This is a genomic window from Streptomyces sp. NBC_01166 (assembly GCF_045039765.1).
Lineage (GTDB): Bacteria > Actinomycetota > Actinomycetes > Streptomycetales > Streptomycetaceae > Streptomyces.
The window spans coordinates 5,479,943-5,499,902 of sequence record NZ_CP108613.1 but is presented as its reverse complement, the minus strand read 5'-3'; the positions used below and the strand labels follow the sequence as shown (position 1 = coordinate 5,499,902).

The window sequence follows — 19,960 nt, the reverse complement described above, 5'->3', positions numbered from 1 at the left end:
CTCGGAATCCTTACCGAGACGGCCGAAGCCCTCGAGGCGGTCGGCATCATGTCCCCCTTCCCCATCCAGGAGATGACGCTCCCCGTAGCGCTCTCCGGCTCGGACGTCATCGGCCAGGCCAAGACCGGCACCGGCAAGACGCTCGGCTTCGGCCTCCCGCTCCTGGAGCGTGTGACCGTCCCCGCGGACGTCGAGGCCGGCCGCGCCGCGCCCGACAAGCTGACCGACGCGCCGCAGGCCCTGATCGTCGTCCCCACCCGCGAGCTGTGCCAGCAGGTCACCAACGACCTGCTGACCGCCGGCAAGGTCCGTAACGTCCGCGTTCTCGCGATCTACGGCGGCCGGGCGTACGAGCCGCAGGTCGAGGCTCTCAAGAAGGGCGTCGACGTGATCGTCGGCACCCCGGGACGGCTGCTCGACCTGGCCGGCCAGCGCAAGCTCGACCTCTCGCACATCCGTGTCCTCGTCCTGGACGAGGCCGACGAGATGCTCGACCTGGGCTTCCTGCCCGACGTCGAGCGCATCATCACCATGCTGCCGCCCAAGCGCCAGACGATGCTGTTCTCGGCCACCATGCCCGGCGCCGTCATCAGCCTCGCGCGCCGCTACATGTCGCAGCCGACGCACATCAACGCCACGTCGCCCGACGACGAGGGCACGACCGTCAAGAACACCGCGCAGTACGTCTACCGCGCGCACAACATGGACAAGCCGGAGATGGTCTCCCGCATCCTGCAGGCCGAGGGCCGCGGGCTGGCGATGATCTTCTGCCGTACGAAGCGGACGGCCGCCGACATCGCGGAGCAGCTGGAGAAGCGCGGTTTCGCGTCCGGCGCGGTCCACGGCGACCTCGGCCAGGGAGCCCGCGAGCAGGCCCTGCGCGCGTTCCGCAACGGCAAGGTGGACGTCCTCGTCTGCACCGATGTCGCCGCGCGTGGCATCGACGTCGAGGGTGTGACCCATGTCATCAACTACCAGTCGCCGGAGGACGAGAAGACGTACCTCCACCGCATCGGCCGTACCGGCCGCGCGGGCGCCAAGGGCATCGCGATCACGCTGGTCGACTGGGACGACATCCCCCGCTGGCAGCTGATCAACAAGGCTCTGGACCTGAAGTTCCCGGACCCGCCGGAGACGTACTCCACGTCCCCGCACCTGTACGAGGAGCTCGGTATCCCCGCGGGCACCAAGGGTGTCCTGCCGCGCACCGAGCGGACCCGTGCCGGTCTGCGCGCGGAGGAGGTCGAGGACCTCGGCGAGACGGGTGGCCGAGGCCGCAAGTCCGCCGCCGTCACCGCCCCTGCTCCCCGTGAGGAGCGCCCGCCGCGCACGCCGCGTCAGCGTCGTCGCACGAGGGGCGGCAGCGTCACCGACGAGGCCGCCGCCGTCACCGTGCCCGCCCCCGCCGCCGAGGCGACCGGTGAGGACACGTCCGAGCCGCGCACCCCGCGCCGTCGCCGCCGTACCCGTGCCGCCGCTCCCGAGGCCGTGACCGAGGCCGCGGTCGCCGTGGCCGAGGCCCCGGTCGCCGAGCCCGCGCCCGTCGCGGAGGCCGAGCCGGCCCCGGAGGCGAAGCCGCGCCGTCGCCGTGCGCGTGCCACGGCCACGGCCGCCGCCACCGAGCCGGTCCTCGCGCCGGCCCCGGCCGCCGAGCCCGTGGTCGACTTCCAGACCGTGGCCATCGCCGCGCCCACTGCGGAGCCCGTGGCCACCAAGCCGCGCCGCCGCACCCGGGTCGTGAAGCCGGCCGACGAGGTCGACTTCCAGATCGCCCCGGTCTCCGAGCCGGCGACCGAGACCAGGACGCGCCGTCGTCCGCGTGCCGCCGCCAAGCCGAAGGCCGAGGCCGTGGTCTCCACGGCCCCCGCCGAGGACGCGGCGGAGACCAAGCCGCGCCGTCGTCGGCCGCGCGCCGCTGCCGCGGAGAAGGCCGAGACCGCCGCGGTCACCGAGGCCGTGACGGACGGTGAGGCGCCCGCGAAGCCTCGCAGGCGCCGGTCCCGCGCGGCGGCAGCCGCCGAGTCGGCCGAGGGCTGATCTCCGGCACCGCTTCACCTCCGTACGGCCCCGGTTCCCGCACTGCGGGGGCCGGGGCCGTACGTCTGCCCGGGCGCGGCCGGGCACCCGGCGATACCCTCGGCCCCATGAGCCGGCCGCCCACCTTCACCCCGCCCCCCTGTGCCCGCGCCCGCGTACTGCGTACCGACCGCGGGGACTTCGCCGTGCTGGACGCCGCGCCGCCCGCGGGCGCGCACTCCACCGCCCTCCTGCTGCCCGGGTACACCGGCAGCAAGGAGGACTTCGTCGCGCTGCTCGAACCCCTCGCCGACGCCGGGTTCCGCGTGCTGTCCGTCGATGGGCGAGGACAGTACGAGACCGAGCGGACCGACCGTCAAAATCCCTACGCACAGGGCGAGTTGGCCCGTGACGTGCTGGCTCAGGCGGCCGCCGCCGACGACACCGCGCTGCCCGGGGCCATCCATCTGCTCGGGCACTCCCTCGGCGGCCAGATCGCCCGCGCGGCGGTGCTGCTCGACGCCACACCCTTCCGTTCACTGACCCTGATGTCGTCGGGCCCCGCCGAGATCGACCCCGCGCAGCAGCAGAAGGCGCGGCTGCTCAGCGACGCACTGAGCCGCTGGAGCATGGCCCAGGTCTGGCAGATGATGCGCGCGATGGACCCGCCCGAGGACGCGGACACGGGTGACGGCGAGGATCTGCGCCGCCGCTGGATGCTGCACGACCCGGCCCAGCTGATCGCCACCGGCGCGCAACTGTCGTCCGAACCCGACCGGGTGGACGAACTCGCCGCGCTCCCCCTCCCCGTACACGTGATCTCGGGCGAGCGCGACGACGTCTGGCCGGTGCCGCTGCTCGACCGGATGGCGGAGCGGCTCGGCGCCCACCGCACCGTGATCGCGGGCGCCGAGCACTCCCCCAACACGGCCCGGCCCCAGGAGACCGCGGCGGCCCTCGTCTCGTTCTGGAAGAGCGTCTGAGCTTCACCCGAGGGCCCGGTCCGCCGCGGTGGCCGGGGTCAGTACTGCGCCTGGAGGTGCTGCCAGAAGCCGTCGCGCAGTGCCCTGCGCAGATGGGCGTGGCCGCGCAGCGAGTGCTGGAGGAGCCGTTCGGCCTCGACGAGCAGGTCCTGGTCGACGGAGCCCGGCAGGTAGGGGTGCCCGGGCAGCAGGTCGGCGAGGGCGTCGCGGCCGCGCGAGGAGAGCCATCCGGCGGCGATCTGCGCACCGACGAAGCGGACGTCCTCGCGCGCGGGCGCCGGGCTGTCGTCGTCGTACATCGTGACGGAGCGCCGGGTCACGTACGGGCGGCAGAAGTCGAGGTCGAAGGTGCGCTGGCTGTCGACCTCCCAGAGCAGCGGCTCGGCCTGGTTGCGGCCTTCGCCCGCCTCGATACCCCAGAGGTGGACGCGGGCACCGTAGCCCTGGGCGGCCTCGACGGCCGAGACGAGGTCCTCGTCGCCTCCGACGAGCGCCGCGTCGCTGATGGCGCGGTGCCGGGCGAGCGACTCGAGGTCGGTGCGGATGAGTGAGTCGACGCCCTTCTGCTGGTTGTTGGCGTTGAGGTTGCCGAGCCTGACCTTGACGTCGGGGAGTTCGGCGATGGACTGCTGCTCGACGGTGTGGATCCGGCGCCTGGCCCCGTCGTACCAGTACACGCGCAGCAGCCTGCTGTCCGCGAAGATCGTGCGGGCCTTGTCGATGAAGGCCTCGATCAGTCCTTCCGCGTCCAGGTCGAAGGACCGGCGGTCCTCCGTGCCGGTGACGAGCAGCCCGGCCGCCGCGTAGACGTAACCCGCGTCGACGAAGATCGCGTGGGTGGAGGGGGTCTTCGACACCTCGGCGAGTACGCGCTGGAGCAGTTCGTTGGTGCGGTCCAGCTGTTCGCGGATGCCCGGCCCTTCGTCCGGCCGCGTGTCCGGGTGGCTCATTCGGGCCTCATTGTCTGCGCATGGCTGATTACCGACGGGTACTTAGACATCCAAAAAATTTCCTTAGCGTAGGGAATGTTTGCAGTAGGCAAGTCGTTGTACCCCCTGTGGAGCGCGAGACGCAGACGCCTTGCGCTCCCCATCCTTGCGGACGGCAAGCCCGTCCTCCCAGTAGTTCTCCAGCAGGAGGATCAGACGAAGGGAAGCCATATGCGCTTCGAGATCATGCGACTCGACGATGTCGACGGTACCGCCGTGGACAGCACCGTCGTGGACGCCGCCTCCGTCAACCGGATCGTGCAGCAGGCCGCGGCAATGGGCCAGCGCATCTACATCCGGCCGGCCGACTCGTCGGCTTCGTAACACCTTGCATTGCTCGGCGTCGCTGGTTTCGAGCGGATGACATGAGCTGAAGACGAAGCGCCCCCGCACGGAAGACCCGTGCGGGGGCGCTGTGGTGTCCGGACCGGGCGGGCCTCAGGAGTTCTGGATGACCTGGGTGACGCCGTTGATGATCTGCTGTACGGCGATGGCCGAGAGCATCATCCCGGCGAGACGGGTCACCAGGACCACACCGCCGTCCTTGATCACACGAATGATCAGCAGCGAGTACCGCATGGTCACCCAGAGCACGACATGCATGGCCACGATCGCCGCCCAGACCGAGATCTGACCGGCCGTCCCGTCGGCGTTCTGCACCGCGAGGATCACGGAGACGATCGCACCGGGTCCGGCGAGCAGCGGCATACCGAGCGGCACGAGGGCGACGTTGACGTCCTTGGTCTGCGTCGGCTCGTCCGTCTTGCCGGTGAGCAGGTCCAGCGCGATGAGCAGCAGGAGCAGCCCGCCCGCGATCATCAGCGCCGGCACGGAGACGTGCAGGTAGTCGAGGATCTGCTGGCCGAGCAGGCCGAAGACGGCGATCACGCCGAAGGCGACGGCGACGGCCTGCAGAGCCATCCTGCGCTGCACCTTGGCGGGGCGGCCCGCCGTGAGGGCCAGGAAGATCGGGGTGATTCCGGGCGGATCCATAATCACAAAAAGGGTGAGAAAGAGGGATCCGAAGACAGCGATGTCGAACACGGTGAGCCTTGCGAGAGAAGAGCGGGCCGAACAGGAGGACGCACGCGCCGGCACGCCATGAGAGCGCCCGGGCGCACGGGGTGCGACGGAGGAGGGAAGAGGGGAAGAGGAACCCGTTACGCGGGGACCGGTCCACCGGCGCCCGGCACGGGGAACGCTCCCGTGGCGCGCCGGGTGATCTCGCCGTAGATCTCGGGGTCGGTGGTGTACTCCCCGAGCCGGACGGTCTTACGGGTGCCGTGGTAGTCGCTGGACCCGGTGGGCAGCAGCCCCAGCTCGGAGGCGAGCCCCCGCAGCCGGGCCCTGGTGCGCTCGTCGTGGTCCATGTGGTCGACCTCGATGCCGTCGAGCCCGGCGTCGGCCAGCTGCGCGATCACGGCTTCCGGAACCACCTCGCCGCGCTTGACGGCGAGCGGGTGGGCGAAGACGGTGACGCCGCCCGCGGCCTTGACCAGCCGGATGGCTTCGAACGGGTCGAGTTCGTGCTTGCCTGCGTACGCCCGTCCGCCGTTGCCCAGCCAGGCCGAGGTGAAGGCGTCGGAGACGGTGTCGACGACGCCGAGCTCCACGAGCGCGGTCGCGACATGCGGGCGGCCGACCGAGCCGTCCCCGGCGATCCGCGCGACCTGCTCCCAGGTGACCGGGACGCCCAGCTCCTGGAGCTTGCGCACCATGGCCTGCGCCCGCGGCACCCGGTCGTCCCGGACGAGCTCGCGCTCACGGGACAGCTCGGGCTCGGACGGGTCGAAGAGGTAGGCCAGCATGTGCAGGCCGATGCCGTCGACGCGGCAGGAGAGCTCGGCGCCCGTGACGAGCGTGAGCCCTTCGGGGAGGGCGGCCACCGCCTGCGCGTGGCCTCCCACCGTGTCGTGGTCGGTCAGCGCGACGACGTCGAGGCCGGCCGCCGCCGCGTTGGCCACCAGCTCGGCGGGGGTGTCCGTGCCGTCCGAAGCGGTGGAGTGGGTGTGCAGATCGATGCGCACGACGCGTACTCCGGAGCTGGCGGGCGGACAGGGGACGCTCAAGGATAACCGCCGGGCGTCACCCGTCCGGCCCCCTCCCACCGCCGGGTCAGGGCGGTGTGAGCAGCCGGGGCGTGAGCGCCCCGCACGGCAGGAGGTCCACTTCCCCTCCGGCGTCGCGCAGGTCGGTCAGCACCAGTTCGTCGTACATCAGCAGCCCGGACTGTTCGGGCCAGACGATCGCCCACAGCCACAGGCCACGCGCCTCGCCCGCGAAGACCGCACGGTCGGCGGGGGCGTTCTTGACGTGCCAGAGCGGGGTGGGACGTCCCGCCGCGTGCACCTTGGCGTCGGGGGCGGCCTCGACGGCCAGTCCGGAGCCGGGGTCGGGGCCGTCGATGCCCGCGTAGCGCGCGCCGAGCCCGACGCCGAGCTCCTCGGCGACGAGCAGCAGCTCCCCCATGCCTCCGAGCGGGCCGGGGCCCGAGCACGCGACGGCGGTCGCCCGGCCGCCGCTGCGGTCGTCGCCCGCGTACGCCGCGCCCGTGAACAGCCAGCCCACCGGGAGCGGCCAGGGCATCCACACCGGCACCTGGGCCCGGTGCACCACCACGCCCAGCGCCTCGACGCTGGGCGGGACCACCGGCTGCATCGGGTGCACCTGGCCGTGCGCGGAGCACTGCCAGGCATCGGCGAAAAGGCCGGGCGCCCTGACCCGGCCACCGCACTTCGGGCAACTGGGTTCGCCCCTCATAACGCCCAACGGTCCTCCCCGGTGGTCGCCGCGTCAAGGACGATCACCCGTCCGCAGCGCGGCTTTGACCGGGAGAAATAGATGTGGGTTGCACTTATTAGCTTGCCTAACTTATTCTGTGTATAACCCAACGGCCTAGTGGAGAGCGAGAGAACCCATGCCGGCAGAGGATCCGTTCGACGAAGGGGCGACCAGCATCCTGCGTCAGCCGAAGGCCGTCTGGGCCACGGCGGGCGCCTCGGTCGTCGCCTTCATGGGGATCGGTCTGGTGGACCCGATCCTGCCGTCCATCGCCAAGGGACTCGATGCGACACCCAGCCAGGTGTCCCTGCTGTTCACCTCGTACTTCCTGATCACCGCCGTCGCGATGCTCGTGACCGGCTTCGTCTCCAGCCGCATCGGGGGACGCAAGACGCTGCTGGCCGGCCTGGCGCTGGTCGTCGTCTTCGCCGCACTCTCGGGAACGTCCTCGTCGGTCGCCGAACTGGTCGGCTTCCGGGCGGGCTGGGGCCTGGGCAACGCCCTGTTCGTCTCCACCGCCCTCGCGGTGATCGTCGGCGCCGCCGCAGGCGGCAGTGCGGCGGCGATCCTCCTGTACGAGTCGGCGCTCGGCCTCGGCATGGCCTGCGGGCCGCTGGTCGGCGCCCTGCTCGGCGACGCGAGCTGGCGCTACCCGTTCTTCGGCACCGCGGCCCTGATGGCGATCGGGTTCCTCTGCATCACCGCGTTCCTCAAGGAACAGCCCAAGCCGGCCCGGAAGACCTCGCTGCTCGACCCGGTGAGGGCGCTCGGCCACGGCGGCCTGGCCTCGGTCGCCGCTTCGGCGTTCTTCTACAACTACGCGTTCTTCACGATCCTGGCCTTCACACCGTTCGTGCTGAACATGTCGCCGTACAGGTCGGGGGCGGTGTTCTTCGCCTGGGGCCTGCTCCTCGCCGTCTTCTCGGTGCTCGTCGCGCCGCGTCTGCAGCGGCGTTTCGGCTCCCTGAAGGTGGTCGGCGGCTCCCTGGTGCTGCTCGCCGCGGACCTGGTGATCCTCGGTTACGGCAACCACACGACGGCCATCGTCTGCACCATCGTCTCGGGCGCCTTCATCGGCATGAACAACACCGTCTACACCGAACTGGCCCTCGGTGTGTCGGACGCGCCGCGCCCGGTGGCGAGCGCCGGATACAACTTCGTCCGCTGGTTCGCCGCGGCCGCCGCGCCCTACCTCGCCCCGAAGATCGAGGAGTGGAGCGACATCCACATTCCGTTCGTGGTCGCCGCCGTCGCGGCCCTCGTCGGCGCGGTGGTGGTCCGGGTCCGGCGCGCGGCGCTGACCCACGAGGCGCAGGAACTCGAGCCGCGCCACGCGACCGAGGACGGCGTCATCGTCTTCGCCGACTGACGCTGGTCCCCTTCGTTCCGGCCCCGCCCGCGGTCCCCCTCCTGGCCGCGCGGCGGGGCTTCCCGTGTTCCGGTGCGTCAGTCCAGCGGTACGGACGCGCGCAGCGGGTCCCGCAGGTCCGTCCCCTGCGAGAGCCAGCGCTCCTGGAGCTCCTGCGCTCCCCTGACCCGCTTCCAGGCCGCTTCGTTGTGCGTCATCGGCAGCAGCGGCAGGAAGCGCACCGGGTCCATCGGGGCGTCCAGCTCCAGGTCCTCGACCAGACCGCCCGGCTCGGCGACCAGGACGGAGCTGAAGGGCGCCCCGGTCCACAGCGGCTGCCCGAGGTCCAGTGACGCCCCGGGGGCCACGATCAGCCCCTCCACCTGCGGAGATGCCGCCAGTACCGCGAGGGGCCGCAGCACCTGGTCGGTGTCGGCGAGCCCCACCCTTACGGACAGGACCAGCTCGGCACGCGGGCCCTTCACGGGGTCGGCGAGCGGCGCGGTCGGGTCGGCCATCGGCTGGGCGGACATGCCGAGCGTGGCGTAGCGCACCACATCGCCGTCGATGAAGCGGAGCACCTCGATGCGGTCCGTGCCGAGGAACGTCACATCGGCGCGTGCGTCCGGCTCCCCGAGCGCCGTACGGAGCCGGGCCTCGACCAGATCAAGAATTTCTCCCATGCCGCGAGCATAGATCGCGTAAGGAATGGGAACAGAAAGGGATTGGCTCCTCGACCGGCTGATAGCCTGAGGCGTCGGTCGGGACAGCACGCGGAGCGCGCTCTCAGTCCTGACAACACGTGATCCCCCACGGGGGACCGGCCGGAGGAGGTGGGGCTGCGGTGGATCCAAGTCGACCGTGCAGTACCAACCGCCCTTCCGCACGACGCCTTCCTTCTGTGATCTGACGCCCTTCCCGGACGTCACCACGGCAGTTCGCGCACCGGAAGAGCCCCGCGTTTTTGCCTGTCTGTAGCGAACGCCGTCATCGTGCCCACGCGGTGCCGCCCGCTTTGCGGACGTGAGCGCACGTCCCCATTCCGGGCAGTTCCACGTGCCCACCGACGGCCCTCCGTGAAGAGGAGCCAGCCATGTCGATGATCCGTGACCTGCGCGCCGCCGTGCGCCCGTCCCTGCGCAAGAGCAACACTCCGTACAACAGCTACGACGCCACCCGTGACCCGTCCGCCTCCAGCGCCGTCGTCGACTGCGCGGTCTACCGGGACGGGCGCCGGAGCACCGAGGCCTCCTGCCTGACACCGCGTGAGGCGATTCTGCGCGTACGGGAGGAGGGCGGCTTCGCCTGGATCGGCCTGCACGAGCCGACCGAGGAGGAATTCGCCGGTATCGCAAGGGAGTTCGGCCTACACCCGCTCGCCGTCGAGGACGCCGTCCACGCCCACCAGCGGCCGAAGCTGGAGCGTTACGACGACACGCTGTTCACCGTCTTCAAGACGATCCACTACGTCGAGCACGCCGAACTGACCGCGACCAGCGAGGTCGTCGAGACCGGTGAGGTGATGTGCTTCACCGGGCGGGACTTCGTGATCACCGTCCGGCACGGCGGGCAGGGTTCGCTGCGCGCCCTTCGTCACCGGCTCCAGGAGGACACCGAGCTGCTCTCCAAGGGCCCGTCCGCCGTGCTGCACTCCATCGCCGACCACGTCGTCGACGGCTACATCGCGGTGGCGGCCTCGGTGCAGGACGACATCGACGAGGTGGAGATCGATGTGTTCTCCACCCCCGCCAAAGGGACCCCGCGCGGGTCGGACGCGGGCCGGATCTACCAGCTGAAGCGCGAGGTGCTGGAGTTCAAGCGCGCCGTGTCGCCCCTGCTGCGGCCGATGCAGCTGCTGAGCGAGCGCCCGATGCGGCTGATCGACCCCGACATCCAGAAGTACTTCCGCGATGTCGCCGACCACCTGGCGCGCGTGCACGAAGAGGTCATCGGCTTCGACGAACTGCTCAACTCGATCCTCCAGGCCAATCTGGCGCAGGCGACCGTCACGCAGAACGAGGACATGCGCAAGATCACGTCCTGGGCGGCGATCATCGCCGTACCGACGATGATCTGCGGGGTGTACGGCATGAACTTCAAGCACATGCCCGAACTCCGCTGGACGTACGGCTATCCGATGGTGCTGGCGCTCATCGGCGTCGTCTGCTTCTCCATCCACCGCACCCTCAAGCGCAACGGCTGGCTCTAGGTGTGTTGTCCCGGGAGGTCGGTCCCGCGGCCGGCGGGGCCTGATCCGAACGGAAGACCCAATAGAGTTCGGGCATGACTGCTGCTGACGTGTTGCTTGCCCGGGCTCTCGTCGAGGAGGCCACCAAGAAGTCCGGCCTGATCTGGGTGCGGGGCACCGGCCCCTCCCGGGCGCTGTGGCACGTGTGGCACGAGGGTGCGGCCGTGCTCGTCGGGGACGGCCCCGGGGAGCAGCCGCTCCCCGCCGGGCTCGATGCCGGCGCCGCCGCCGAGGTGACCGTGCGCAGCAAGGACAAGGGCGGCAGGCTCGTGGCCTGGACCGCCGCCGTCAAGGTGCTGGAGCCGCACTCGGAGGAGTGGGAGGCGGCGGTCGGCGAGCTCAAGGGCAAGCGGCTGAACGCGCCGGACGCCGAACAGATGACGGAGCGCTGGGCGCGGGAGTGCCGGGTCGTACGGCTGGCGCCCGGCGAGTCCCGCACGGACCTGCCGGACACCTCGCTGGCCGCACCGCCGCTGCCCACGGGGGCGACGACGCGGCGCACGGCGCCGGCGGCGCTTCCCCGGCTGCTGCTGAAGCGCCGCGGGAAGCGCTGACCGGCTCCGTCAGCCGGAGGACCTGGGCAGCTCGCCGCCGTAGTCGACGGTGTCGTCCTCGGCCGGTGCCTCCAGCGTGAAGGGCTTGCCCCAGTCGGCGAGGGTGACCGTCCCGCCGCCACCGCCACGGGCCACCCGCAGGGGATACGGAGTGCCCTTGAGGGAGACGTCCAGTGCGCCCCCCTCGCCCTTTCCACCCATGATCTGCACAGTGCGCACGCCGCCGACCGTGTCCCGGTCGCCCTTGTTGATCTCCCCGTGCAGGGACAGCATCCCGTCGAGGAGCGTCTTCTTCTCCGTGAAGCCGCGCAGCTGCTGGTAGGTGGGGTCGTCCTCCGGCACCTTCACGTACTTGCCGCCGAGCTTGTCGGCGGCCTGATCGCTCTCGTCGTCGGCCTTCTCGTCCTTCCAGAAGCCGGCATCCGCCTTGAGGAAGAGCTCGTCACCGATGCGCAGCAGCGCGAACGTGTTCTGCTTCGAGGTGACCGACCCCGTGCCGCCCTTGCCGCTGAGCTGCATGTTCAGGGTGTACGTCCCGCCCTTGCTGACCAGCTTGCCCGTCAGCCGCACCGCGTCCGCGGCCCCGGCGGCGGCCAGCGCCTTCTTCTCGATCTGCGAGGCCGTCAGTTTGCCGACGCCGTTGGTCCCCTTGTCCGGGTCCTCTCCCGCGCAGGCCGTGAGCGCGACGGTCAGGCCCGCGCAGAGCACCACGGCGAGAGTGGTCCGGCGGTGGGCCCGGACGGCCGGGGCGGAAGAGGTCACAGGCGCACTGCCTCTCATCTGTGTGTCTGGGGGTGGCAGACGGCAGCGTACCCGTGCCGCGTACGCCATTCGGCAGAGTGCCGTACGGACGGCCCGCCAAGGCGTGACGGACCGGTACGGGCTAGCCTGATCACGGCAAAGGAGGATGTGAGGCACAGAGGGAGGCGCACAGGATGGCGGCAGTCACTCCCAGGGTTTTCGTCTCACACCTCGCGGGCGTACCGGTGTTCGACCCGAATGGGGATCAGGTCGGCCGGGTCCGGGATCTGGTGGCGATGCTCCGGGTCGGCGGCAAGCCGCCACGGCTGCTCGGCATGGTGGTCGAGGTCGTGAGCCGGCGGCGCATCTTCCTGCCCATGACCCGGGTGACGGGGGTCGAGTCGGGCCAGGTCATCACCACCGGTGTGGTCAACATGAGGCGCTTCGAGCAGCGCCCGACCGAGCGACTCGTCCTCGGCGAGTTCCTTGACCGGCGGGTGCGCCTCAAGGAGACCGACGAGGAAGTGACCGTCCTCGACGTCGCCATCCAGCAGCTGCCCGCCCGCCGCGACTGGGAGATCGACAAGTTCTTCGTGCGCAAGGGACGCGGCGGTGCCCTCCGCCGCAAGGGCGAGACCCTGACCGTGGAGTGGTCGGCGATCAGCGGCTTCTCGCTGGAGGAACACGGGCAGGGCGCCGAGAGTCTGGTGGCGACCTTCGAACGGCTGCGCCCCACCGATGTCGCCAACGCCCTGCACCACCTGACGCCCAAGCGCCGAGCCGAGGTCGCCGCCGCCCTGGACGACGACCGGCTCGCGGACGTCCTGGAGGAGCTCCCCGGTGACGACCAGGTGGAGATCCTGGGCAAGCTGGCTGAGGACCGCGCCGCGGACGTCCTCGAGGCGATGGACCCGGACGACGCGGCCGACCTGCTCTCGGAGCTGCCGGAGGCGGACAAGGAGCGGCTCCTCGCCCTGATGCGCCCGGACGACGCGGCCGACGTACGGCGCCTGCTGGCGTACGAGGAGCGGACGGCGGGCGGGCTGATGACGACCGAACCGATCATCCTGCGGCCCGACGCGACGGTCGCGGACGCGCTGGCCAGGGTCCGCCAGCAGGACCTCTCCCCCGCGCTCGCCGCCCAGGTGTACGTCTGCCGGTCGCCGGACGAGACCCCGACCGGCAAATACCTGGGCACCGTGCATTTCCAGCGGCTGCTGCGGGATCCGCCGTTCACCCTGGTCAGCTCGATCGTCGACAGCGATCTGGTCCCCCTGGCGCCGGACACCCCGCTGCCCGCCGTGACCAGCTATCTGGCCGCGTACAACATGGTCTCGGTGCCCGTGGTGGACGAGAGCGGCTCACTGCTGGGCGCGGTGACCGTCGACGACGTGCTGGACCACCTGCTGCCCGACGACTGGCGCGAGACGGATTTCCTGGGCGAGGAGGAGATCACCGGTGGCCGCTGAGGACCGCGGGAGGGCCGTGCCGACGGGCGCCTCGGGCATCGTGCGCCCGCCGCGTCCCCGGCTCGACCAGCCGAAGGCGCCGCGGCGCCGGCTGCTGCCCGAGTACGACCCCGAGGCGTTCGGCCGGTTCTCCGAGCGCATCGCCCGCTTCCTCGGAACCGGGCGGTTCATCGTCTGGATGACCCTGATCATCATCCTGTGGGTGGTGTGGAACATCTTCGCGCCGCAGGAACTCCGGTTCGACGAGTACCCGTTCATCTTCCTGACCCTGATGCTGTCCCTCCAGGCCTCCTACGCGGCCCCGCTGATCCTCCTCGCGCAGAACCGCCAGGACGACCGCGACCGGGTCACCCACGAGCAGGACCGCAAGCAGAACGAGCGCTCGATCGCGGACACGGAATTCCTCAGCCGGGAGATCGCCGCTCTCCGGATGGGCCTCGGTGAGGTCGCCACGCGGGACTGGATCCGCTCGGAGCTGGAGGCCATGATGAAGGACATGGAGGAGCGCCGGATCCTCTCGCAGGTCGAGAGTGACGAAGGCGACCGCTGAGGCGCTACCCGCGCGTAGCCCCCGGCGCCGTACCATCGTCGTATGGCTACGGAAGACGCGGTGCGTGAAGCACTGGCGACAGTGAACGACCCGGAGATCCACCGACCGATCACCGAGCTGGGCATGGTGAAGTCGGTCGAGATCGATCCTGACGGTGTAGTCGCTGTCACCGTGTATCTCACGGTTTCCGGCTGCCCGATGCGCGAGACGATCACGAAGAACGTCACCGACGCGGTCGCCCGCGTCGAAGGCGTGTCGCGGGTCGAGGTCACGCTCGACGTGATGAGCGACGAGCAGCGCAAGGAACTCGCCTCGTCGCTGCGCGGCGGCACGGCGGAGCGGGAGGTGCCGTTCGCCAAGCCCGGCTCGCTGACCCGGGTCTACGCGGTCGCGTCCGGCAAGGGCGGCGTCGGCAAGTCCTCGGTGACGGTGAACCTCGCGGCGGCGATGGCGGCCGACGGGCTCAAGGTCGGCGTGGTCGACGCGGACATCTACGGGCACAGCGTGCCCCGGATGCTCGGCGCCGACGGCAAGCCCACCCAGGTCGAGAACATGATCATGCCGCCGTCCGCGCACGGCGTGAAGGTGATCTCCATCGGCATGTTCACCCCGGGCAACGCCCCGGTGGTGTGGCGCGGACCCATGCTGCACCGCGCGCTGCAGCAGTTCCTCGCCGATGTGTACTGGGGCGACCTCGACGTCCTGCTGCTCGACCTGCCGCCGGGCACCGGTGACATCGCGATCTCCGTGGCGCAGCTCGTCCCGAACGCCGAGATCCTGGTCGTCACGACCCCGCAGCAGGCCGCCGCCGAGGTGGCCGAGCGGGCCGGCTCCATCGCCGTACAGACCCACCAGAAGATCGTCGGAGTCGTCGAGAACATGTCGGGCATGCCGTGCCCGCACTGCGACGAGATCGTCGACGTGTTCGGTTCGGGCGGCGGGCAGCGGGTCGCCGACGGGCTGACGAAGACGGTCGGCGCCGAGGTCCCGGTGCTCGGGTCCATCCCGATCGACGTACGGCTGCGTGAGGGCGGCGACGAGGGCAAGCCCGTCGTCCTGTCCGACCCGGACTCCGCCGCGGGTTCCGCGCTGCGCTCCATCGCGGACAAGCTGAGCGGCCGTCAGCGCGGCCTGTCGGGCATGTCCCTGGGGCTCACCCCGCGCAACAAGTTCTGAGCGACGTACGGGTGGGGGCGGTCTCCTGAGGAGGCCGCCCCCACCCGTACGCTCAGTTCTCGTACGACGCGATGTCGCCGATCACCGCGAATCCCAGGCCGTAGGCGCTCATGCCGCGTCCGTAGGCGCCGATGTGCACCCCGTCGGGGGCCGAGCCCGCGAGCACCCAGCCGAACTCAGACTCGCGGTAGTGGAAGTCCACCGGCACGCCGTCCACCGGAAGGGACAGCGTCGACCAGGGCTCCCGGCCCAGGTCGTCCGCGAGCTCGAACGCGGTCTCGGTCTGCTGCTTCAGCCATTCGCCACGCAGGGTGTGGTCCATCTGCGGGGGCCAGGTGCAGTCCAGCAGGCCGGAGCCCGCCAGCCAGGCCGCCGACGAGACCGTGGTGGCGTCCAGGACGCCCGTACCGTCGTCGCTGTCCCGTACGGGGCTGCTGCCCACGGTCACGACCACCGCGAAGCGTGCCTTCTCCGCCCCCGCGTCGGCCCGTACGACGGGCTCCTCGCCGTGCCCGGTGGAACCGTGCTGCACCGTGTCGTCCGCCGCGGCGGTGACGGTCATCAGCCAGCGCGGTCCTGTGAAGGCCTCGTCCAGCCCGTACCAGGGGAACGGCGCCTTGAGATAGCCGTCGACAGTACGCCGGGTCGCCGGCACCCCCTCTGCGGTGACTGTGCTGGGCGCACCATCCGCCCCTACCCGACTCGTCGTCTCCATCTGCCCGGCCGCCTCCTCGATCTTTCACTGATCCGGAGCGGCCCTCCCCCCGTGGGCATGGGCAACCTCGCAACCGGACAGATGGAGAATAGCCATACCGTCCGGACGAGTCGGGATTGACGGTCTCAGGTGGCGTCTGCGTCGAAGGGCGGGCGCTCGTCCTTGGCCGGCTGCGCGGGCTTCTTGAGGAGGTCCGGCGTGGCGGCGGTACCGGACGCGGCTGCCGCGGCGGTGCCGGTGGACGGGGCGCTCTCGCGGCCGTTCACCGCGTCGGTGACCTCGGCCATCTCCTTGCGCAGGTCGAAGCTCTCGCGGATCTCCTTGAGCCCCAGGTCGTCGTTCCCGTCCATGAGCTGCTTGCGGACGAACGTCTTGGGGTTGAGGTCCTCGAACTCGAAGTCCTTGAACTGAGGTCCGAGCTCCGAGCGGATGTCTTCCTTGGCGCTGTCCGAGAACTCACGGATCTTGCGGATGGTGCGCGTGACGTCCTGGATGACCTTCGGCAGCTTCTCCGGACCGAATACGAGCACGGCGAGAACCACGAGCGTCAGCAGCTCGAGTGCGCCTATGTCATTGAACACCTTGCTGCTCCTCGTGTTCTCTGCGTGGTCTCCGCGTGTTCTCCGCCGCCAGGTCAGGGGGCCCGGACCGCTCCACGGTACCCGGCGAAGCTGTCCGTGCGGTACCTGCCGGTGGCCGTCAGGTGCCGCTCGCCGAACCCAGCGTCAAAGTCATGGACAGGTCTTTGCCACCGCGGTTCAGGACGAGCCCGAGCCGGTCGCCCGGCCGGTGGGCGCGGATCTTGACGATCAGCTCCTCGCCGCTGTGCACGCGCTGGCCCTCCACCTCGGTGATGATGTCGCCCGTGCGGATGCCCGCCTTGTCGCCCGGGCCGCCCTCGGTCACCGCAGCTCCACCGTCGGCCACCTTGCCGCCGACCTTGGCTCCGTCGCCGGTGAACTCCATGTCCAGCGTGACGCCGATCACGGGATGGGTGGCCTTGCCGGTGTTGATCAGCTCCTCGGCGACGCGCTTGCCCTGGTTGATCGGTATCGCGAAGCCGAGGCCGATGGAGCCGGACTGGCCGCCTTCGAGAGCGGATCCGCTGTCGGCGGCGCGGATGGCGCTGTTGATGCCGATGACCCGGGCCTCGGCGTCGACCAGGGGGCCGCCTGAGTTGCCCGGGTTGATCGGGGCGTCGGTCTGCAGCGCGTCGACGTAGCTGACGTCGGTGCCGTCGCCCTTCTCGCCGCCCGCGGTGATGGGGCGCTGCTTGGCGCTGATGATGCCGGAGGTGACCGTGTTGGACAGGTCGAAGGGTGCGCCGATGGCCACCACGGGGTCGCCCACCTGCACGTTGTCGGAGTTCCCGAGGGGCAGCGGCTTGAGGCCCGAGACACCTGTCACCTTGACGACGGCCAGGTCGTAGCCGCTGTCCTTGCCGACGAGTTCGGCCGGCGCGCTCTCCCCGCCGCTGAACGTGACGGTGATGTCGCCGGTGGAGCCCGCGGGGGCGACCACATGGTTGTTGGTCAGGATGTGGCCCTTGTCGTCGAGGACGAAGCCGGTGCCGGTGCCGGACTCGGCGGAGCCGTTGACGTGCAGGGTGACCACACTGGGCAGCGCGCTGGAGGCGATCCCGGCGACGCTGTCGGGTGCCCGGCCGCCGTTGTCCCGGCCGGCCTGGGGCAGTTCGACCGTGGTCAGGCCGCCGTTGCGCTCGACGTAGGCACCGATTCCGCCGCCGATCCCACCGGCCAGGAGGGCGAGCAGCGCCGCCCCGACGAGGACGGACCCGCGGCGGCTCCCGCGCGGCCGGGGATCCGGCCCCTGGGCGGGCCCCGGGTGGCTCAACGGTTGCTGCCCGGGCGTGCCCCAGGGGTCGTACCGCAGCCACTGCGAGGGCTGCAGCGGGGTCTGCGCGGGGGGCTGCTGCTGCGGAACGGTGTGCGGCGGGGGCGCCCAGCCCTCGGAGTGCCCCTGGGCGCCCGCCGCCGGAGCGGGGGCGGCTGCGGGCGCGGCCACGCCGTGTCCGTTCGTGCCCGCGTACGGCGGCGGTACGGGAGTCCCGTGGGCCGGTGTCGGCACCGGGCGCTGCACGGGCGGCGCGGGCGCCCACGGCCCCGGACCGCCGTAGGGCGGGGTGCTGTACTCGTCGGGCGCGTGCAGCGGCTGCGTACGGTGCGCCGGAGGCCCGGCGGCGGGGGGCGCGGGCGTGAAATCGCGAGGCTCGCCGTCCGACGGCGCGGGCGGCCCGGCTGCCGGTGGCGAGGTCGGCCGGGCGGCCGGTGGCGAGGTCGGCCGGGCGGCCGGTGGCGCGGGCATGAAGTCGCCGTCCGTCCCGGGCGCGGGCGGCTCTCCGGCCGTGGGTGCGGCGGCTTCGTCGGCCGGCTGCTCCCTGCGCGGCGGCGGTGTCGTCCCATCCACGGCGGAGACGGTCACCGCGTCCTCCGGACCGGCCGGACGGTCCCGATCCGTAGAGGGACGGCTCCACCACTTCGTCCTCGGCCCGCTGGGCTTCCCGTCGTCCATGCTCTCCCCGCAACTGGCCCTTGCACGCCCCACAGAGGCGTCCCTCCCGGAATTCAACCAGGTTTGCGAATCCGCGCGCAGGGTCCCGGTCAGCGCAGCGGTGTGAGCGGCATCGCGCGGTCCTGCAGCGGCGGGGCGGGAGCCGTCGGGGACGGCTTCGGCAGCGCCCCCGCGCGGAGCGCGGACGAGTACAGCGGGTCCGCGTCGGTCGGGCGTATGAGCGGCGGCACGGTCACGTTCAGCACCGGGAAGGCGAACGTGCCCCCGGTGAGCGCCGAATTGCTCAGCAGCGAGGGCGCGGAGGCCGACTGGGCGGACGAGGACGGGACGGCGCCCGGCCGGAGGTCCTGGCCCTGTCCGACGGCGAGTGCGCCGCCGCCGCTGCGGCTGGCCGCCGTGCCGGCGCTGCCGGTCCGCTCCTCGGCATCGAGCGGGGTCGCGTTGCTGCCCGCGCCTTCGGCGCTGAGCGGAGCCTCGGGGTTGTGGTCGAGCGGGAGCGAGCCTCCCAGCGCGATGGCCGCGAGCGAGACCGCGCTGGCCGCGACGAACGCGAAGCGCCGGGCGCGCCAGGGTGAGCGGTCGGGGTCACGGGCGACGTCATGGATGCGGAAGCCGGAACCGGACGTGCCGCCCGGCAGCACGGCCGTCGAGCCGTGAGGGGTGGGGAGGTAACCGAAACCGTCCAGCGGGGAGCGCCCTGACTCCGGGGCCCCGGGCTGCAGCACGGGGAGGCTTCCGTCCGCGAAGCGCCGCCGGCCGTTCGAGCCGTCGTCCGGACCGCCCCCGCTGCCGCTGGGGCCCCCGGGGAGGCCCTGCAGGCGGGCGAGGAAGCCCTCGGAGGGCGAAGGGGCGGCGGAGGTCGCGAAGGCGCTCTTCAGTCGTCGCTGGGCGTCGGCCTCGGCCTTGCACCGGGCGCAGGTCGCCAGATGGGCCAGGACCCGCTCCCGGGCATCGTGTTTGAGCTCGCCGTCGACAAGCGCGGCGAGCCGGTCCCCCAGATGCTGCTCCGCGGGGGTCGGACCTGTGCCACTCACGCCGTTCCGCCCTCCCCTGCCAGGACCGCGTCCGCGAGGGAACGCTGCTCGGCGCGGGCCTCGGGCGAACGGTGCTTGAGTGCCTTGCGCAGGTGCGAGCGGCCACGGTGGATGCGGCTGCGCACCGTGCCGAGCTTGACGCCGAGCGTGGCGGCGATCTCCTCGTACGAGAGGCCCTCGATGTCGCAGAGCACGACCGCGGCACGGAACTCGGGCGCGAGGGTGTCCAGCGCCTGCTGCACGTCCGCGTCGAAGTGCGTGTCGTTGAAGACCTGCTGCGGGGACGGCTCACGGCTCGGCAGCCGCTCGGCCGCGTCGTCGCCGAGGGAGTCGAAACGGATCCGCTGCTTGCGGCGGACCATGTCCAGGAAGAGATTCGTCGTGATCCTGTGCAGCCAGCCCTCGAAAGTGCCCGGCGTGTAGGTCGACAGCGACCGGAAGACGCGGACGAAGACTTCCTGGGTGAGGTCCTCGGCGTCGTGCTGGTTACCCGTCAGCCGGTAGGCGAGGCGGTACACCCGGGCGCTGTGGGTGCTGACGATCTCTTCCCATGAGGGCGGGGTCCACGCCTGGGAATCCGCATCTGAGGCGAAGGTCGCGGTCGGTGCGGAATCGTTGGAAGAACGGTCAGCGATGTCGGTCACGGATTTCGGCTCACCCGCCGACCTGAGAAAGCGCCGCAGCGCACCTCTCCGATCCACAGGCGCAGCCGCACCTCCCCTATCGGCTCTGGTGGTGTCCAGTGGAGCCCCTACCATAGCCACCTCGCCCGTTAGCTCCGGATAAGCCTTTTTACCTGCTGGTGTCCCGGTGTCCCCGGGAGC

General features: G+C 71.2%; 20 protein-coding genes. 9 read left to right on the top strand and 11 right to left on the bottom strand.

The window, feature by feature from the left end; genetic code table 11:
* The first annotated feature begins 48 nt into the window (after positions 1-48).
* Positions 49-2,037 (top strand): DEAD/DEAH box helicase, encoded by a 1,989-nt coding sequence (locus tag OG379_RS25485; RefSeq protein ID WP_405665343.1) that lies wholly within the window; start codon positions 49-51, stop codon positions 2,035-2,037.
* 107 nt (positions 2,038-2,144) lie between these two features.
* Positions 2,145-2,999, top strand: a complete 855-nt coding sequence (locus tag OG379_RS25480; protein WP_405665342.1) for an alpha/beta fold hydrolase — start codon at positions 2,145-2,147, stop codon at positions 2,997-2,999.
* A 38-nt stretch (positions 3,000-3,037) separates the two neighbouring features.
* Here the strand turns inward: OG379_RS25480 and OG379_RS25475 are convergent, their stop codons facing one another.
* The gene (locus OG379_RS25475; RefSeq protein WP_393764290.1) at positions 3,038-3,949 is read right to left on the bottom strand and encodes an NYN domain-containing protein; all 912 of its coding nucleotides are present in this window, start codon (positions 3,947-3,949) and stop codon (positions 3,038-3,040) included.
* Positions 3,950-4,159: 210 nt separating this feature from the next.
* On the opposite strand from OG379_RS25475, the gene OG379_RS25470 reads away from it, so the two are divergent.
* A complete protein-coding gene (locus OG379_RS25470) occupies positions 4,160-4,312 on the top strand; it encodes a hypothetical protein (protein WP_007446805.1) in 153 nt (50 codons plus the stop codon).
* Positions 4,313-4,426: 114 nt separating this feature from the next.
* On the opposite strand, the gene OG379_RS25465 is transcribed toward OG379_RS25470, so the two are convergent.
* The 3 genes from OG379_RS25465 to OG379_RS25455 all read right to left on the bottom strand — a co-directional run bounded on the left by OG379_RS25465 (position 4,427) and on the right by OG379_RS25455 (position 6,748).
* Positions 4,427-5,032: a MarC family protein gene (locus OG379_RS25465; RefSeq protein ID WP_362933428.1), complete on the bottom strand. Its 606-nt coding sequence runs from the start codon at positions 5,030-5,032 to the stop codon at positions 4,427-4,429.
* A 116-nt stretch (positions 5,033-5,148) separates the two neighbouring features.
* Positions 5,149-6,015, bottom strand: a complete 867-nt coding sequence (locus OG379_RS25460; protein WP_405665340.1) for a PHP domain-containing protein — start codon at positions 6,013-6,015, stop codon at positions 5,149-5,151.
* 88 nt (positions 6,016-6,103) lie between these two features.
* The gene (locus OG379_RS25455) at positions 6,104-6,748 is read right to left on the bottom strand and encodes a DUF6758 family protein (protein ID WP_393764295.1); all 645 of its coding nucleotides are present in this window, start codon (positions 6,746-6,748) and stop codon (positions 6,104-6,106) included.
* A gap of 157 nt (positions 6,749-6,905) precedes the next feature.
* Between OG379_RS25455 and OG379_RS25450 the strand changes: the two genes are divergently transcribed.
* A complete protein-coding gene (locus OG379_RS25450; RefSeq protein WP_405665338.1) occupies positions 6,906-8,138 on the top strand; it encodes an MFS transporter in 1,233 nt (410 codons plus the stop codon).
* A gap of 77 nt (positions 8,139-8,215) precedes the next feature.
* Here the strand turns inward: OG379_RS25450 and OG379_RS25445 are convergent, their stop codons facing one another.
* On the bottom strand, positions 8,216-8,800 hold the full coding sequence (locus OG379_RS25445) for a suppressor of fused domain protein (RefSeq protein WP_362933417.1): 585 nt from the start codon (positions 8,798-8,800) through the stop codon (positions 8,216-8,218).
* Positions 8,801-9,210: 410 nt separating this feature from the next.
* On the opposite strand from OG379_RS25445, the gene OG379_RS25440 reads away from it, so the two are divergent.
* Positions 9,211-10,326, top strand: coding sequence for a magnesium and cobalt transport protein CorA (locus OG379_RS25440; RefSeq protein WP_393764299.1), 1,116 nt, complete (start codon positions 9,211-9,213; stop codon positions 10,324-10,326).
* A 74-nt stretch (positions 10,327-10,400) separates the two neighbouring features.
* Positions 10,401-10,919, top strand: a complete 519-nt coding sequence (locus OG379_RS25435; protein ID WP_405665336.1) for a hypothetical protein — start codon at positions 10,401-10,403, stop codon at positions 10,917-10,919.
* A 9-nt stretch (positions 10,920-10,928) separates the two neighbouring features.
* Here the strand turns inward: OG379_RS25435 and OG379_RS25430 are convergent, their stop codons facing one another.
* Positions 10,929-11,681: a hypothetical protein gene (locus OG379_RS25430; RefSeq protein ID WP_393764303.1), complete on the bottom strand. Its 753-nt coding sequence runs from the start codon at positions 11,679-11,681 to the stop codon at positions 10,929-10,931.
* Between the two features lie 173 nt (positions 11,682-11,854).
* On the opposite strand from OG379_RS25430, the gene OG379_RS25425 reads away from it, so the two are divergent.
* The 3 genes from OG379_RS25425 to OG379_RS25415 are packed head-to-tail and all read left to right on the top strand — an operon-like array spanning position 11,855 to position 14,855.
* Positions 11,855-13,129, top strand: coding sequence for a magnesium transporter MgtE N-terminal domain-containing protein (locus OG379_RS25425; RefSeq protein ID WP_405665334.1), 1,275 nt, complete (start codon positions 11,855-11,857; stop codon positions 13,127-13,129).
* Positions 13,119-13,679 (top strand): DUF1003 domain-containing protein, encoded by a 561-nt coding sequence (locus tag OG379_RS25420; RefSeq protein ID WP_405665332.1) that lies wholly within the window; start codon positions 13,119-13,121, stop codon positions 13,677-13,679. The genes OG379_RS25425 and OG379_RS25420 overlap by 11 nt, the downstream gene beginning before the upstream one ends.
* A 42-nt stretch (positions 13,680-13,721) precedes the next feature.
* On the top strand, positions 13,722-14,855 hold the full coding sequence (locus OG379_RS25415) for an Mrp/NBP35 family ATP-binding protein (RefSeq protein ID WP_104788851.1): 1,134 nt from the start codon (positions 13,722-13,724) through the stop codon (positions 14,853-14,855).
* 52 nt (positions 14,856-14,907) lie between these two features.
* Here the strand turns inward: OG379_RS25415 and OG379_RS25410 are convergent, their stop codons facing one another.
* The 5 genes from OG379_RS25410 to sigE form a co-directional block, all read right to left on the bottom strand.
* A complete protein-coding gene (locus OG379_RS25410; RefSeq protein WP_393764309.1) occupies positions 14,908-15,570 on the bottom strand; it encodes a hypothetical protein in 663 nt (220 codons plus the stop codon).
* A 125-nt stretch (positions 15,571-15,695) separates the two neighbouring features.
* Positions 15,696-16,151: a sec-independent translocase gene (locus tag OG379_RS25405; protein WP_405665330.1), complete on the bottom strand. Its 456-nt coding sequence runs from the start codon at positions 16,149-16,151 to the stop codon at positions 15,696-15,698.
* Positions 16,152-16,269: 118 nt separating this feature from the next.
* Entirely contained in the window at positions 16,270-18,102 is a 1,833-nt protein-coding gene (locus OG379_RS25400) for a trypsin-like peptidase domain-containing protein (RefSeq protein WP_405665328.1), read from the bottom strand.
* Between the two features lie 89 nt (positions 18,103-18,191).
* The gene (locus OG379_RS25395) at positions 18,192-19,136 is read right to left on the bottom strand and encodes an anti-sigma factor family protein (RefSeq protein WP_405665326.1); all 945 of its coding nucleotides are present in this window, start codon (positions 19,134-19,136) and stop codon (positions 18,192-18,194) included.
* Positions 19,133-19,894: an RNA polymerase sigma factor SigE gene (gene sigE, locus OG379_RS25390; RefSeq protein ID WP_187355817.1), complete on the bottom strand. Its 762-nt coding sequence runs from the start codon at positions 19,892-19,894 to the stop codon at positions 19,133-19,135. Before sigE ends, OG379_RS25395 begins: the two co-directional genes overlap by 4 nt.
* Positions 19,895-19,960 lie beyond the last annotated feature (66 nt).

Coding starts and splice junctions, on each gene's coding strand:
- OG379_RS25485 (WP_405665343.1), top strand. CDS start 49: ATGTCCCCCTTCCCCATCCAGGAGATGACGCTCCCCGTAGCGCTCTCC.
- OG379_RS25480 (WP_405665342.1), top strand. CDS start 2,145: ATGAGCCGGCCGCCCACCTTCACCCCGCCCCCCTGTGCCCGCGCCCGC.
- OG379_RS25475 (WP_393764290.1), bottom strand. CDS start 3,949: ATGAGCCACCCGGACACGCGGCCGGACGAAGGGCCGGGCATCCGCGAA.
- OG379_RS25470 (WP_007446805.1), top strand. CDS start 4,160: ATGCGCTTCGAGATCATGCGACTCGACGATGTCGACGGTACCGCCGTG.
- OG379_RS25455 (WP_393764295.1), bottom strand. CDS start 6,748: ATGAGGGGCGAACCCAGTTGCCCGAAGTGCGGTGGCCGGGTCAGGGCG.
- OG379_RS25450 (WP_405665338.1), top strand. CDS start 6,906: ATGCCGGCAGAGGATCCGTTCGACGAAGGGGCGACCAGCATCCTGCGT.
- OG379_RS25445 (WP_362933417.1), bottom strand. CDS start 8,800: ATGGGAGAAATTCTTGATCTGGTCGAGGCCCGGCTCCGTACGGCGCTC.
- OG379_RS25440 (WP_393764299.1), top strand. CDS start 9,211: ATGTCGATGATCCGTGACCTGCGCGCCGCCGTGCGCCCGTCCCTGCGC.
- OG379_RS25435 (WP_405665336.1), top strand. CDS start 10,401: ATGACTGCTGCTGACGTGTTGCTTGCCCGGGCTCTCGTCGAGGAGGCC.
- OG379_RS25425 (WP_405665334.1), top strand. CDS start 11,855: ATGGCGGCAGTCACTCCCAGGGTTTTCGTCTCACACCTCGCGGGCGTA.
- OG379_RS25415 (WP_104788851.1), top strand. CDS start 13,722: ATGGCTACGGAAGACGCGGTGCGTGAAGCACTGGCGACAGTGAACGAC.
- OG379_RS25410 (WP_393764309.1), bottom strand. CDS start 15,570: ATGGAGACGACGAGTCGGGTAGGGGCGGATGGTGCGCCCAGCACAGTC.
- OG379_RS25400 (WP_405665328.1), bottom strand. CDS start 18,102: ATGGACGACGGGAAGCCCAGCGGGCCGAGGACGAAGTGGTGGAGCCGT.
- sigE (WP_187355817.1), bottom strand. CDS start 19,894: ATGGTAGGGGCTCCACTGGACACCACCAGAGCCGATAGGGGAGGTGCG.